Origin of the sequence: Halomonas sp. (assembly GCF_014859505.1) — a bacterium.
GTDB lineage: Bacteria > Pseudomonadota > Gammaproteobacteria > Pseudomonadales > Halomonadaceae > Halomonas.
This window is the reverse complement of the sequence record NZ_JACUUD010000076.1, coordinates 1-14,456: the sequence shown is the minus strand read 5'-3', so window position 1 is coordinate 14,456 and position 14,456 is coordinate 1. Positions and strand designations below refer to the sequence as shown.

General features: G+C 69.3%; 9 protein-coding genes. 6 read left to right on the top strand and 3 right to left on the bottom strand.

Annotated features, from left to right (window positions below; genetic code table 11):
- Nucleotides 1-594: arylesterase (locus IBX53_RS10820; protein WP_290909043.1), on the bottom strand; the 594-nt coding region annotated here is incomplete at its 3' end.
- Here IBX53_RS10820 and IBX53_RS10815 point away from each other — a divergent pair.
- The 6 genes from IBX53_RS10815 to IBX53_RS10790 all read left to right on the top strand — a co-directional run bounded on the left by IBX53_RS10815 (nucleotide 593) and on the right by IBX53_RS10790 (nucleotide 10,250).
- Entirely contained in the window at nucleotides 593-1,309 is a 717-nt protein-coding gene (locus IBX53_RS10815; RefSeq protein ID WP_290909040.1) for an ABC transporter ATP-binding protein, read from the top strand. The two genes, IBX53_RS10820 and IBX53_RS10815, sit on opposite strands and share 2 nt — an antisense overlap.
- Nucleotides 1,306-3,888 (top strand): FtsX-like permease family protein, encoded by a 2,583-nt coding sequence (locus IBX53_RS10810; protein WP_290909038.1) that lies wholly within the window; start codon nucleotides 1,306-1,308, stop codon nucleotides 3,886-3,888. Before IBX53_RS10815 ends, IBX53_RS10810 begins: the two co-directional genes overlap by 4 nt.
- Nucleotides 3,889-3,911: 23 nt before the next feature.
- Nucleotides 3,912-5,339 (top strand): polyphosphate kinase, encoded by a 1,428-nt coding sequence (locus IBX53_RS10805; protein ID WP_290909036.1) that lies wholly within the window; start codon nucleotides 3,912-3,914, stop codon nucleotides 5,337-5,339.
- Nucleotides 5,340-5,598: 259 nt separating this feature from the next.
- Nucleotides 5,599-6,864, top strand: a complete 1,266-nt coding sequence (gene glyA / locus IBX53_RS10800) for a serine hydroxymethyltransferase (RefSeq protein ID WP_290909034.1) — start codon at nucleotides 5,599-5,601, stop codon at nucleotides 6,862-6,864.
- Nucleotides 6,865-7,071: 207 nt separating this feature from the next.
- A complete protein-coding gene (locus IBX53_RS10795) occupies nucleotides 7,072-8,856 on the top strand; it encodes a type I secretion system permease/ATPase (protein ID WP_290909032.1) in 1,785 nt (594 codons plus the stop codon).
- Entirely contained in the window at nucleotides 8,853-10,250 is a 1,398-nt protein-coding gene (locus IBX53_RS10790) for an HlyD family type I secretion periplasmic adaptor subunit (RefSeq protein ID WP_290909030.1), read from the top strand. Before IBX53_RS10795 ends, IBX53_RS10790 begins: the two co-directional genes overlap by 4 nt.
- Before the next feature lie 33 nt (nucleotides 10,251-10,283).
- On the opposite strand, the gene IBX53_RS10785 is transcribed toward IBX53_RS10790, so the two are convergent.
- The gene (locus IBX53_RS10785) at nucleotides 10,284-13,862 is read right to left on the bottom strand and encodes an Ig-like domain-containing protein (protein ID WP_290909029.1); all 3,579 of its coding nucleotides are present in this window, start codon (nucleotides 13,860-13,862) and stop codon (nucleotides 10,284-10,286) included.
- Between the two features lie 316 nt (nucleotides 13,863-14,178).
- Nucleotides 14,179-14,456: hypothetical protein (locus IBX53_RS10780; protein WP_290909027.1), on the bottom strand; the 278-nt coding region annotated here is incomplete at its 5' end.

Below are 14,456 nucleotides of genomic sequence, written 5' to 3'. Positions count from 1 at the left end.
CTGGGCGGCGGCCGTGGGGTGGATGCCGTCGCCCTGCATCAGCGTCTCGTCCAGGGCGATGCCCTCCAGCAGGAAGGGCACCAGCGGCAGGTCGAAGTCGTCGGCCAGGCGATGGTAGACCCCGGTGAAGGCGTCCCGGTAGGCCTGGCCATAGTTGGGCGGGATGTCGATGCCGAGCAGCAGCACCTTGGCGCCCGAGTCGAGGCTCGCCTCGACCATGCGCGTCATGTTGGCCCCGAACTGGCCCGGCGGCAGGCCGCGCAGGCCGTCGTTGCCGCCCAGTTCGAGCAGAACAATGTCGGGGGCATGCTGTCCGATTAGCTCGGGCAGGCGGCTGGCGCCACCGGCGCTGGTCTCGCCGCTGATGCTGGCGTTGACCACCCGCGCCTTTCCGTCGAGGCGCGCTTCCAGCAGACTGACCCAACCCTCATCGGCCTCGATGCCGTAGGCCGCGCTCAGGCTGTCGCCCATCACCAGCAGGGTGGGGCGTGCCTCGGCCAGCGCCGCGGCAGCGCCCAGGGCTATCGTCAGGGGCAGGACAAGCAGCCAGGCGGAGAATCGACGCAACGCAACCTCAGGGAATCCCTTCAACATGAACGACACCTCTCGTATGGACATGACACCGATTCTACACGCCGAGCACCTGGCCAAGCAGGTCAGGAGCGGCGACCGGCAGCTCACCATTCTGAGTGATCTGGCCCTCTCGGTGTTCCCCGGCGAGACGGTGGCGATCCTCGGCCAGAGCGGCGCAGGCAAGTCGACCCTGCTGGGCCTGCTGGCCGGTCTCGACCTGCCCACCGGCGGCGAGCTCTCCATGTTCGGGCAGTCCCTCGCCGCGCTGGACGAGGATGGCCGGGCCCGGCTGCGCGCCGGCCGGGTGGGCTTCGTGTTCCAGAACTTCCAGCTGCTGCCGACCCTCACCGCACTGGAGAACGTGATGCTGCCGCTGGAGCTCTCGCCGCGCCCCGGCACCGAGGCCCGCGCCCGGGAGTGGCTTACGCGGGTGGGCCTGGGCGAGCGCCTCGACCACCTGCCCAAGCAGCTCTCCGGTGGCGAGCAGCAGCGGGTCGCCCTGGCCCGGGCCTTCGTCACCGGTGCCGAGCTGGTGTTCGCCGACGAGCCCACCGGCAACCTCGACCCGGACACCGGCGAGCGCATCATCGAGACCCTCTTCTCGCTCAACCGCGAGGCCGGCACCACCCTGGTGCTGGTCACCCACGACCACGCCCTGGCCCGGCGCTGCGACCGCTGCCTGCGCCTGGACCACGGCCGCCTGGAGACCCTGCACCTCGACGAGGTGAGCGCATGAGCCTGACCGCCCTGCGCCTGGCGCGCTACTCCGCCCGGGGGCTGGTCCGCGACCTGCGCGCCGCCGACGTGCGCGCCCTGTTCGTGGCGCTCGCCCTGGCGGTGGCCGCCTCCACCATGATCGGCTTCTTCCTGGACCGCCTGGACCGAGGCCTGGAGCGCCAGGCCAGCCAGCTGCTGGGCGGCGACCTGGTGCTGGAGCAGGGCCGCCCCTTCGGCAGCGAGCTGCGCCAGACCCTGGAGGAGGCCGGGCTGGTGCTCGCCGATCAGGTGGGCATGGTCTCCATGGTCAGCTTCGGGGACGCCTTCCAGCCCGCCAGCCTCAAGGTGGTGGACCAGCGCTACCCGCTCTACGGCGGGGTCCACGTGGACCTGGGCGAGGGCACCGAGGTAGTGGCCCGGGGCCCGGCCCCGGGAGAGGCGTGGCTGGCGCCGCGCCTGGCGCTGCTGCTCGAGGCCGAGATCGGCGACCGGGTGCAGGTGGGCGAGACCGAGCTCACCGTGGCGGGGCTGGTCGAGCGCGAGCCCGACCAGTCCGGCGGCTTCGGCAACTTCAACCCGCGGCTGATGATGCATGCCGCGGACCTCGCCGCCTCCAACCTGGTGCAGGACGGCTCGCGGGTCTCCCATGAGCTGCTGGCCGCCGGGCCGCCGGAGATCATCGACGAGCTGGCGCCGCTGCTGACCCAGCTGCGCCGGGACGGCATCGAGGTGCGTGACGTGCGCCGCGACCGCCCCCAGCTGGGCAACGCCCTGGAGCGCGCCGAGCGCTTCCTGAGCCTGGCGGGACTGGCCGCCGTGCTGCTGGCCGGCGTGGCGGTGGCCATGGCCACGCGGCGCTACGTGGATCGCCACCTGGATACCGCGGCGCTGATGCGCTGCTTCGGCGCCACCCAGGGGGAGCTGACGCGGCTGTTCAGCCTGCAACTGCTGTGGCTGGCGCTGGCCGCCTCGGCGGTGGGGGCCTTGCTGGGGCTGGCCGGCCAGGCGGGTCTGCTGGCGCTGCTCACCGCCTTCCTGCCCATGGAGCTACCACCCCCCGGGGCGCTGCCGCTGTGGCTCGGCGTGCTCACCGCCCTGGCCGTGCTGGTGGGCTTCGCCGGGCCGACCCTGCTGCGCCTCAAGAAGGTCAGCGCGCTCAAGGTGCTGCGCCGCGAACTCGACCCCTTGCCGGCCTCGGCCTGGCTGGTGGTGGCGGTAGCCAGCGCCGTGTTCGGGGCCCTGCTGTGGCTCTACTCCGGCGACCTCGGTCTCTCCGTGGGGCTGCTGCTGGGCGGCCTGGTCATGCTGGTGGTGCTGTGGGGGCTCGGGTCGCTGCTGCTCACGGGGGTGCTGCGCCTCACCGCCCGTCTGCCGCGCCGCGGCGGCGAGGCCGACCTGACCCAGGCGCTGCGCCTGGGCGGGGCCCAGTTGGCGCGACGACGCACGGCGAGCCTCGGCCAGCTGCTGGCCTTCTCGGTCACCTTCTTCGCCATGGCGATGATCGCCCTGGTGCGCGGCGACCTGCTGACCACCTGGGAGGCCCAGCTGCCGGAGGACACGCCCAACTACTTCGCCATCAACATCCAGCCCCACGAGCGCGAGGCGTTCGAGACGACCCTGGGCAGCGCCGCCGACGCGCGCAGTGCTCTCTATCCCATGGTGCGCGGGCGCATCACCGCCATCAACGACCTGCCGCCCCGGGAGGTGGTGCCGGCGGATGCCCGCGGCGACAACACCCTGCGCCGGGAGCTCAACCTCACCTGGCGCGAGACCCTGCCGGAGGGCAACCGCCTGGTGGCGGGGCAGTGGTTCGACACCCTGGAGGGCGCCGAACCGGGCGGCTGGCTGGGCGAGGTGGCCGCCGAGCCCAGCGTGGAGCGGGTGCCGATCTCCGTGGAGGATGGCCTGGTCGAGCGTTTCGGCCTGGCCCTCGGCGATACCCTGACCTTCACCATCGGCAGCGAGGAGATCATCGGCGAGATTGCCAGCCTGCGCGATCTGGACTGGGACAGCTTCCAGCCCAACTTCTTCGTGATCTTTCCGCCCGGGGTGCTTGAGCGCTTCGGCCACAGCTACATCACCGCCTTCCACCTGGATGCGGGGGAGACCACCACCCTGCGCGAGCTGGTGCAGGCCTTCCCCGGGGTCTCGCTGCTCAACGTCGATGCCATCCTCGCCCAGGTGCGCGAGCTGCTCACCCAGGTGACCCGCGCCGTGGAACTGGTGCTGGTCTTCGTGCTGCTGGCCGGGGTCAGCGTGCTCTACGCGGCCCTGACCGCCAGCCGCCCGGTGCGCGCCCACGAGAGCGGTCTCTTGCGGGTGTTCGGCGCAAGCAACCGCATGCTCTCACGGGTGCAGGGAGCGGAGTTCGCCATCCTGGGCCTGGCCAGCGGCCTGATGGGGGCGCTGCTGGCGGAGCTGGCCACCGCGGCCATCTACCTGGCATGGTTCGACCTGACGCCGCGCCTGCACCTCGGGCTGTGGCTGGCGCTGCCGCTGGGCGGGGCGCTCCTGATCGGTGCCATCGGACACCTGCTCTCCCGGGACCTGCGCCGCCAGGCCCCGGCGGCGAGCCTCGACCTGCTGGGCGAGGCGTGAGGGGCGATACGGGAGGGAAACGCATGAAGACCGACACCTTGCGCTACCGGCTGCTGGATGCCCAGCTCTCCCTGGCCCGAGAGAAGCAGCGCTCGGTGATCCTGCTGCTCACCGGCCATGCGGTGACCCACAAGGGACAGGTGGTCAACCGGCTCAACCACTGGCTGGAGAACCGCCACACCGAGGTGCACGCCCTGGGACCGAGCAGCGAGGAGCAGTCGCGCCCCTACTGGTGGCGCTATTGGCGGCGGATTCCCGATCGCGGCCGCATCGGCATCTTCATCCACGGCTGGTACGGCGATGCGCTGTTCGCCCGTGCAGAGCGCAGGCTCTCTCCCGGCGCCTTCCAGGACCGCCTCGAGCAGATTCGCCACTTCGAGGCCGAGCTGGCCGCCGAGGGGGTGGTGCTGCTCAAGCTGTGGACCGACATCGGCCGTCGCGAGCAGCGCCGCCACCTGGCCGAACTTCAGCAGGACCCGGCGCGCGCCTGGCAGGTCGGGCCGAGCGAGTGGCAGCGCCACGTCCAACATGACGCCATCGAGGCGATCGGCAAGACGCTGCGCCACGACACCGAGGCGCCCCATGCCCCCTGGCTGCGGCTCCCCTTCCGCGAGCCGGGCGAGCAGCTTGGCCGGGTCGGCCGTGCCCTGCTGGCGGTCATGGAAGATCCACCCGAGCCGCCGGCGGCGAAGCTTTCGGTGCTGCCGAAGGATGCGTCCGGGGTTCCCTCGCTGGGTCGCGCCGACGCTGCGGTGGAGGAGCGCCTCGACAAGTCCGCCTACCGCGAGCGTCTCGTCCGCGGTCAGGCTCGCCTGGCCGCCAACGCCCGGGAGATCGCCCGGCGGCGCATCCCGGTGGTGATCGCCTTCGAGGGCCACGACGCGGCGGGGAAGGGGGGCAGCATCCATCGGGTCACCGCGGCGCTGGATGCCCGCCAGTACCGGGTACACCGCATCGGCGCGCCCAGCGACGAGGAGCTGGCGCTGCCCTGGGGCTGGCGCTTCTGGCGCCGCCTGCCGATCGATGGCCGCATCGCCATCTTCGATCGCAGCTGGTACGGGCGCGTGCTGGTGGAGCGGGTCGAGGGTCTGGCCTCCGAGACCCAGTGGCGGCGTGCCTTTGGTGAGATTCGCCACTTCGAACAGCAGCTGCTGGCCCATGGCGGGGTGCTGATCAAGCTGTTCCTCGCCATCGAGAAAGACGAGCAGCTCAGGCGTTTCGAGGCCCGTGCCGCCACCCCCCACAAGCGCCACAAGCTCACCGACGAGGACTGGCGCAACCGCGAGCGCTGGGATGACTACCAGGGCGCCATCGACGAGATGTTCGCCCGCACTCATCTCCCCGGCGCCGAGTGGTCGTTGATCGCCTGCGACGACAAGCGTCGCGCCCGGCTGGCCGTGCTGGAGCAGGTCAACGAGCGGCTCGAGGCGCGCCTCGCCTCGGCCGTCTGAGCTAGGCTCACTGGCAGTTCCTTTCTTTTTCTTGATCACACAGGAGGTGATCCATGTCTCGCTCCATCCGCGCCACGGCGCAACGTGCGCTGCCCGAGCGCCTCGACCTGCGCATCGAGACCCGCTGAAGAGGGCACCGGACGCGGGGGGCAAGATGAATCGTCTGCAGCTCGGGATGATGGCGTTTCATATGAAAGCGCTTCGGGGCTGGGGTATCATGTCGGCCTCAGATTTCCCCTTGATGCGAGGTTCCCCGCCCATGTTCAGCCGCGACATGACGATTGCCGGTTTCGATGACGTGCTGTTCGACGCGATGCAGAAGGAAGTCGCGCGCCAGGAAGCGCACATCGAGCTGATCGCCTCCGAGAACTACGCAAGCCCCAGGGTGATGGAAGCCCAGGGCAGCCAGCTCACCAACAAGTACGCGGAAGGCTACCCCGGCAAGCGCTACTACGGCGGGTGCGAGTACGTCGACATCGTCGAGCAGCTGGCCATCGACTACGCCAAGGAGCTGTTCGGCGCCACCTACGCCAACGTCCAGCCCCACTCCGGCTCCCAGGCCAACGGCGCCGTCTTCCAGGCGCTGGTCAAGCCGGGTGACACCGTGCTGGGCATGAGCCTCGACGCCGGCGGCCACCTGACCCACGGCGCCAAGCCCAACTTCTCCGGCAAGCACTACAACGCCGTGCAGTACGGGATCGACGAGAGCGGCCGCATCGACTACGCGGAAGTGGCCAGGCTTGCCCGCGAGCACCAGCCGAAGATGATCATCGCCGGCTTCTCCGCCTACTCCCAGATCATCGACTGGGCGAAGTTCCGCGAGATCGCCGACGAGGTGGGCGCCTACCTGCTGGTCGACATGGCCCACGTGGCCGGCCTGGTGGCCGCCGGTGTCTACCCGACCCCACTGCCCCACGCCCACGTGGTCACCACCACCACCCACAAGACCCTGCGCGGCCCCCGCGGCGGCCTGATTCTCTCCGCCGAGGGTGACGCCGACATCGAGAAGAAACTGCAGTCCGCGGTCTTCCCGGGCAGCCAGGGCGGTCCCCTGGAGCACGTCATCGCCGCCAAGGCGATCTGCTTCAAGGAGGCCATGGACCCCGAGTTCAAGACCTACCAGCAGCAGGTGGTCAAGAACGCCCAGACCATGGCCGGCGTCTTCATCGAGCGCGGCTTCGACATCGTCTCCGGCGGCACCGAGGACCACCTCTTCCTGCTCTCGCTGATCAAGCAGGGCTTGACCGGCAAGGACGCGGACGCCGCCCTGGGCCGCGCCCATATCACCGTCAACAAGAACGCCGTGCCGGGCGACCCCCAGAGCCCCTTCGTCACCTCCGGCCTGCGCATCGGCACCCCGGCGGTGACCACCCGCGGCTTCGGCGAGGGCGAGTGCCGTGAGCTCGCCGGCTGGATCTGCGACATCCTCGACGTGATGGGCAGGGGCGAGGACTCCGGCGCCATCGAGGCCGAGGTGAAGGGCAAGGTCGAGGCCGTCTGCGCCAACTTCCCCGTCTACCGCTGAACCGGCCCTCCGCCGAGCCGCCCGGTCGCTGACCAACCGGCGGCGTGAGCCGGCCCTCTGACAGCGCCCCGCACCGTTTACTCGGTGCGGGGCGCGGTCGTTTTGCCGCACTGACATCTGTCGCTTTGTCGTCCAGTCTGTTATTTTTCGTAAACAAGCCCCGGGCCAAGCCCCCGAGGGCAGGCGTGACGGCGGGGGATGGGTAGCATGGCGGAACAGCAGGGTGCGACAGCGCTGCAGCAGGCCTTGAAGGCGTGCCGCGGCTCCTTCCTGTCGGTGGGCTTCTTCAGCCTGTTCGTGAACCTGCTGATGCTGGTGCCGGCCATCTACATGCTGCAGGTCTACGACCGGGTGCTCTCCACCCAGAGCGGCGAGACCCTGCTGATGCTGACCCTGGTGGTGGTCTTCCTGTTCGCGGTGATGGGGCTGCTGGAGCTGGTGCGCTCGCGCATGCTGGTGCGGGTCGGCAATCGCCTCGACACCCTGCTCAGCGCCCACCTCTATCGCGCCATGTTCCGTCGCAGCCTGATGACCGAGGGGCGCCAGTCGGCCCAGCCGCTGAGCGATCTCGGCACCCTGCGCCAGTTCTTCGCCGGCAGCGGCCTGGTGGCCTTCTTCGATGCGCCCTGGGTCCCCATCTACCTGGCGGTGCTCTTCCTGCTGCACCCCTGGCTCGGCCTCTTCGCCACCGGGGCGGCGGTCTTGCTGATGGTGCTGGCCGTGGCCAACGAGAAGCTGACCCAGCCGCTGCAGGCCGCCGCCAACGCCGAGCACATCAAGGCCCAGGAGCTGGCCGGCGCCAACCTGCGCAACGCCGAGGTGCTCCACGCCATGGGCATGCTGCCCGGCATCATGGGGCGCTGGGCGCGCCGTCACCACGACTATCTCGCCGGGCAGTCACGCGCCGCCGACCGCGCAGACAGCCTGAGCAACACCTCCAAGACCCTGCGCCTGCTGGCCCAGTCGCTGATCCTCGGCCTGGGGGCCTGGCTGGTGCTGCGCGCCGAGCTGACCCCGGGGATGATGATCGCCGGCTCCATCATCATGGGCCGCGCCCTGGCGCCCATCGACCGCATGATCGGCACCTGGAAGGGCTTCGTGGCCGCCCGGGGGGCCCATGGCCGCCTCCAGGAGTTGCTGGTGCGCACCCCCGGCGAGCCGGCCCGGATGTCGCTGCCGGCGCCCAGGGGTGAGGTGGTGCTGGAGGGCGTGGCCGCGGCGCCGCCCGGCCTGCGCGCGCCGACCCTGCGCGGGGTGCAGTTCGCGGCGCCGGCCGGCGTCCACGTCGGCATCATCGGTCCCAGCGCGGCGGGCAAGTCGACCCTGGCGCGGGTGCTGCTCGGCGTCTGGCCGACCCTGGCCGGTACCGTGCGCCTGGATGGCGCCGACATCGAGCACTGGAATCGCGAGGCGCTGGGCCCCCATGTCGGCTACCTGCCCCAGGATATCGAGCTGTTCGACGGCACCCTGGCCGAGAACATCGCCCGCTTCGGCGAGGTGGACCCGGAGCGGGTGGTGGTGGCGGCCCGCAAGGCCGGCGTCCACGAGATGATCCTGGCGCTGCCGGAGGGCTATGACACCGTGATCTCGGTCGGCGGCGGCGCGCTCTCCGGCGGCCAGCGCCAGCGCATCGCCCTGGCTCGGGCGCTCTACGGCAACCCGGTGCTGGTGGTGCTCGACGAGCCCAATGCCAGCCTCGATGACGCCGGTGAGCGCGCCCTGGCCGAGGCAATCCGGCGCCTCAAGGCTGATGGCGTCACGCTCTTCGTGATCAGCCATCGCGTCAGCCTGCTGCGCGGCATGGACCGCCTGCTCGTGCTGCGCGAGGGGCAGATCCATCTCTATGGCCCCACCGCCCAGGTGATGGAGCGCATGCAGGGCCAGCCGGCACCCCAGGCGCGGGTCGTCCGTGCCGGCCGAGCGGCGGTGGCCGTGGCCGCGGGCGAGAACCACCCGGGCGGCGATGGGACCTTCGAGGAAGAGGCCTCATGAGCGATCAGGACAAGCACAGCGTCCCTGCCGAACACCGCGGCGGCGTGCCGGACCGCGCCGAGATCGATGTCACCCCCGCCACTCTGGAGGGCGAGTTCAGCGAGAAGGTGCCGGTCAGCGACCGCGGCTATCGCCGCCTGGGCATGCTGATTCTCGGCGTTGGGCTGGGGGGCTTCCTCCTCTGGGCCACCACCGCCTCCCTGGCGGTGGCGGTAGTGGCCCCGGGACATGTGGCGGTGGAGTCCTTCCGGCGCACCGTCCAGCATCTGGAGGGGGGCATCGTGCGCGAGATCCTGGTGGCCGATGGCGACCGGGTCGAGGCCGGCCAGCCGCTGGTGGTGATCGACGACATCCAGGCCCGCGCTGAACTGCAGATCGTGCGCACTCAGTACCTGGTCGGCCGCGCCACCGAACTGCGCCTGCTGGCGGAGCAGCGCGGCGCCGAGACGCTGGTGCTGCCCGAGGAGCTCACCGCCAGCGACCTGCCGCGGGTGCAGGAGGTGCTGGCGGTGCAGCAGGCGCTGTTTGCCGCCCGTGGCCAGTCCCATCGCGCGACCCTGGAGGCGCTGGACGAGCAGGCCGAGCAGCTGCGACGCCAGATCACGGGGCTGGAGGAGGTGATTCGTATCAATGAGCGTCATGCGGCCTCGCTGCGCGAGGAGGAGCGCGACCTGCGCGGGCTCTTCGAGAAGGGCATGGTCAATAACCAGCGCCTGCGCGAGGTGGAGCGCGACCGGCTGGAGCTGGAGGGTGAAATCGCCAGCCGCCGTACCGAGATCTCCCGGCTCGCCTCCCAGGTGAGCGAGAACCGCATGCAGCGTGAGATCCGCGACCAGGAGTTCCACAAGGAGGTGGGCGAGCAGCTGCGCGAGGCCCAGGCGCGGGTGACCGAGGCCGAGGAGCGCGTCACCACCCTCGCGGACCAGGTGGGGCGCAGCATCGTCACCGCGCCGGTGGCCGGCAGCGTGGTGGAGCGCCGCGTGCACTCCATCGGCGACGTGGTGCGCAGCGGCGACCCGCTGCTCGATATCGTGCCGGGCAACGACCGCTTCGTGGTGGAGGCCCGGGTGCCGGACCGCGACGTCAACCAGCTCTATGCCGGCCAGCCGGCGGAAATCCGCTTCTCCGCCTTCAACCAGCGGCTGACCAACGTGATACCCGCCGAGGTGATCCTGGTCAGCGCCGACAGCCAGGTGGACGAGGCCACCGGCGCGCGCTTCTACCGGGTGCGCCTGCGGGTCACCGAGACGGGGCTTGCGACGATGACCGAGTCGATGCAGCTGCTTGCCGGCATGCCCGCCGAAGTGATGATCCGCACCGGCGAGCGCACCTTCGCCAGCTATATCGCCAAGCCCATCACCGACATGCTGGCCCGGGCCATTCGCGAGGAGTGACCCGGTGCCTTCCTGGCCTGTCGGTGGTCATCGTCAGGCAATCAGCCAGTCGTCGGCGAGCTGGAAGTCGTTGTACCAGATCTCGCGGGCCTCCTGGTTGCGGGCGAAGACGAAGAACATGCCGTCGGTTGCCTCCCCGACGGAGTGGGTTGGCATCTGCGGGTCGCTCATGTTCTCGCCGTCTCGCGTGCTGGTGATGTACAGAGTGCCCGGGTCGCTGGGGTCGAAGGCGAGCTCGCCGGCGCTGGTGGCCTTGAAGTAGATGTCGCCGAAGGGGCGGTTGGTGTTCTCCTGGTAGAAGACGAACAGCGTCTCGTTGTCCTCGTCATAGGCCAGGGTCGGGCGGCTCCCGCTGTGTGTCGCCGAATGCACCAGCACGGGGGGGGCCCACTCGCCCGGCATGCCCTTGATCGCCCAGAGGGCGTCCTGGTCGTCCTTCATGGTCATCAGGATGGCGCTGCCGTCCCATAGCGCGGCGAGGTGGTTGTCCAGCACCACCGCGTCGGTGATGGTGTCGATCGTCCAGCCGCTGCCGTAGCCGGCGGGCGACGAGGGCGTCGGCTGGTAGGCGAATTTCCACAGCCCTGTCGCGTCATCCCCATAGACCAGCCCGACGTGGTCGATTCCCCCCAACGTGAAGGCCACGAAGTCCACCTTGTTGTCACCGTTGCTGCCCGCGGTGGTCGAGGGTCCGGTATCGATGGTGGTAGTGGCCCAGTTTTCGAGGCTGCTGGCGGTGGGGGAGGCCAGCTTCAGTCCCGATTCGCCCCCGGCGGCCGAGGGGCCGATCATGGCGACGACCGGGCTGCCGTTCTGGTCCAGCCCCAGCGACATCTCGGTATTGCGCTGCCACTCGGCGCCGGTCAGCTTGCCGCCGGAGCCCGCCAGCTGCACGTTGACCTCGATCTCGAAGGTGCCGGTCTGGGCGCTGTAGCCGAGCTGGAAGAGGCGCGGACTCGTCTCCGTGGGCCCGAAGTTGAGCACATACAGGGTGTCGGTGGCATCGTCCCAGGCGATGTCGGCCCGGCGCCCGCTGGTCAGCATGGTCGGGCTCGACTTGACCCACCCCCCCATGCTGCCGGGGTCCGGCAGCGAGCCATCGAAGCGATAGACATGCCAGCCCGTCTGCTCCGGCAGCACGGCCCACCATTCGCCGTTGTGGAAGAAGCTCTTGGTGGCGTTGGTGTGCTCGAAGTTGCGCCGGTCGTTGGTGCCGAAGGCCGTGGCGATGTAGGAGGTCTCCAGCGGCAGGGGCGGCGGCGGTGGCGGGCCGTCGCCCTGGCTGACGGCGACTTCCACCGTCGCGGGGTCGCTCAGCCGCCGGCCGTCGTAGGCGCGGTAGGTGAAGCTGTCGCTGCCGATGAAGCCCGCGTCGGGGGTATAGGTGATGGTGCCATCGGCGTTGATCGAGACGCTGCCGTTGCCCGGCAGGGTGGCGGCGCCCACCGTCAGCGGGTCACCGTCCGGGTCGCTGTCGTTCTCCAGCACCGCGATCTGCACGGCCAGCCCCTGGGTGGTCGAGGCGGTGTCGTCACTGGCCAGTGGCGCGTTGTTGACGGGGTCACCATCCGCGGTGCTGTACTCGACGATCAGGGTCGGCGGGGTCGAGCCCTCCGCCGAATGGAAATCCCAGCCGTCCGGGCCCAGGGGCAGGAAGGCCCAGCCATGGTTGGCCTGGCCGTCGGCCCAGGCCTGCAGGCTGGTCGTGACATCGAGCTGGGTGGTGCCGGCCGGGATGAAGCCGGTGTCGAGGTCGCTCGGGATCATCGCCTCGATGCCATCGGCCTGGATGCCGTTCTCCAGGCTGTTCCAGGTCGCGCTATCGCTCCAGGGCTGCAGCATGCGGTGCAGGGTGGCGCCATCCCCCTTGCTGGTCGTCTGGACGACCAGGCTGGCGGAGAGGATGGTGGCGCCCAGGGGGATCTTCCCGGTGGTGCTGCCGAAGATGTCATCGAAGCGCAGCAGGGCCTGTACCTCGCCCCTGCTGTCGACGCTGTCCACCACCAGCGTGGACGACGAGGCCTTGCTGGTATCCGGCTGCGACTGATGCAGATAGGTGTCGACCACGCCGAGATAGCCGCCGCTGCCGTGCTGGAACTGCAGGGTCGTGCTGCCGGGTGGCGGCGCCTCCACCTGCTCGACGGTGACCATCACCGTGGCGGGGTCGCTGAGCAGCTCCCCGTCCGAAGCCCGGTAGGTGAAGCTGTCGCTGCCGAAGAAACCCTCGTCCGGGGTATAGGTGAGGGTGCCGTCGGGGTTGAGGGTGACGCTGCCGTTGCTCGGCTGGGTGACGTTCCCCACCGTCAGCGGATCGCCGTCCGGGTCGCTGTCGTTGGCCAGCACCGCAATCTGCACGGCGCTCCCTTCCAGGGTCATCACGGTGTCGTCAATGGCCACCGGCGGGTTGTTGACCGGTGCCACCGGCGCATAGCTGTACTCCACGATCAGCCTGGGCGGGGACGTTCCCTCCGCCGAGTCGAAGCTCCAGCCATCGGGCCCGAGGGGCAGGAAGGCCCAGCCGAGGTTATTCTCGCCATCGGCCCAGGCCTGCAGGCTGGTGGTGACGTCGAGCCGGGTGGTGCCGGTGGTGACGGCACCCGTCTCGAGGTCGGCCTGTGCCAGGGCCTCGACGCCATCGGCCTGGACGCCGTTCTGCAGGCTGTCCCAGGTGTCGCCGTCGCTCCAGGGCTGGAGCATGCGGTGCAGGGTGGCACCGTCTCCCGAGGTGGTCGTCTGAAGTTCCAGCGTGGCGGAGAGGATGGTGGCGCCCAGCGGCACCTGCCCGGCGGCGTCACCGAAGATATCGTCGAAGCGCACGAGGGTCTGCATCTCGCCCCGGCGCTCCTCGCTGTCGACGGTCAGCGTCTTCTGGTTGCCTCGGTTGGCGCGAGGCTGTCCCTCATAGAGAAAGGTATCCACCACGCCGGCATAGCCAGCCTGGCCCTGCTGGAACTCGCTCGTCGCGGTGATCGGCGCCGCCCCGTCCGTCGTGCTGGAGCTCATGGCCAGGAATACCGATGAGTCCTCGGCGTCCTTCTCCAGGGTCTGGAAGGTGAAGATCTCGCCATCGTCGAGCAGCGCCGGGTCCTGCGTCTGTTCCGCAGAGGCCGCCGTCTCTTCCGCCTTCGGCTCGGGCTCGGGCGTCGAGTCGGCGGTCGTCTCTTGCTCTTTCTCGTTCTCGGGCAGTGCCGTTGCTGTCACCTCAGGATCAGCGCTTGTTTCGGCGGGAGCGCCAGAGGTGTCGTCAGGGGCTGCTTGAAGGTTTTCGTCAGGCTGGCGGCCTTCGTCGCCGGCGGAAGCGCCCTGCGCCGGCGTGGCCGATATCTCGGTGGCAGGCTCGTCCGGCAGGGTGTCGGCACTCCCGCTCGGTGTCTCGTCGTCTCCCGCGACGGTGTCGGTCTCCTCTGCAGGAAGCGTGTCGTCGGCAGCGGCCGGCGGCGTTGCCGTGTCGGCCTCCGATTCCTCGGCGTCGTCGAGGTCAGATGGTGCCTGGGTCAGGCCACGCCGTTCCTCGCCGTCGACCGACCGCCCCCCCGGGAGTGGTCGGCTTGCCGCGAAGCGGGTCTCGAGCAGGTCGGTGTCGAGATCGTCCGACTTAGATGTGGTGGACATGGCGGCCCCCTTGGCGATGCCGTTGGATTGCTTCTTTCCTGCAGCAGACTGTCCGGGGCGTTTCCCCGTGTTGCTTTATGTGAGTTTAGGTTTCAGGGAGGGGGCGGCACCATACCGAGAAGTGATGAGCCGGCGGCTTAAAATTGCCATGCGGCTCGGCTCAGGGAGCTAATGAGAGGCCGGATGTCGGGGATGGGAAAGTTGCTGCGAAAGGGGTGAGGCAGGCCGAAGTATCAGGGGCGGTTGACACTTCAGGATGGAGAAACAAGAAGGGCTGCCGGATGGCAGCCCCTTATGCTCTTGGAAGATGCTGTGATTATGCTATATCGACAAAGCTACTGTAGTCGTCTTGAGTCTGGTAGTAGCCAACCTCGACGATGTCCCAGATACTATCCTCATCGTAAAGATTGATGATTTCTTCGTCTTCAACTGTTCCGATAATCAAGGCCGACCAGCTGTCGTCACCGAGGCGAATCTTGGTGTCCGTTATGTCATCTTCATTGAAGTCATCTTTCTCTACGATGAAGAAGTCCTTGAAGTCATCGATGAAGGCATCCTTGTCTTCAGTCGTCCAGTCATTCCAATCTTCCGGCT

Coding starts and splice junctions, on each gene's coding strand:
- IBX53_RS10815 (WP_290909040.1), top strand. CDS start 593: ATGAACGACACCTCTCGTATGGACATGACACCGATTCTACACGCCGAG.
- IBX53_RS10810 (WP_290909038.1), top strand. CDS start 1,306: ATGAGCCTGACCGCCCTGCGCCTGGCGCGCTACTCCGCCCGGGGGCTG.
- IBX53_RS10805 (WP_290909036.1), top strand. CDS start 3,912: ATGAAGACCGACACCTTGCGCTACCGGCTGCTGGATGCCCAGCTCTCC.
- glyA (WP_290909034.1), top strand. CDS start 5,599: ATGTTCAGCCGCGACATGACGATTGCCGGTTTCGATGACGTGCTGTTC.
- IBX53_RS10795 (WP_290909032.1), top strand. CDS start 7,072: ATGGCGGAACAGCAGGGTGCGACAGCGCTGCAGCAGGCCTTGAAGGCG.
- IBX53_RS10790 (WP_290909030.1), top strand. CDS start 8,853: ATGAGCGATCAGGACAAGCACAGCGTCCCTGCCGAACACCGCGGCGGC.
- IBX53_RS10785 (WP_290909029.1), bottom strand. CDS start 13,862: ATGTCCACCACATCTAAGTCGGACGATCTCGACACCGACCTGCTCGAG.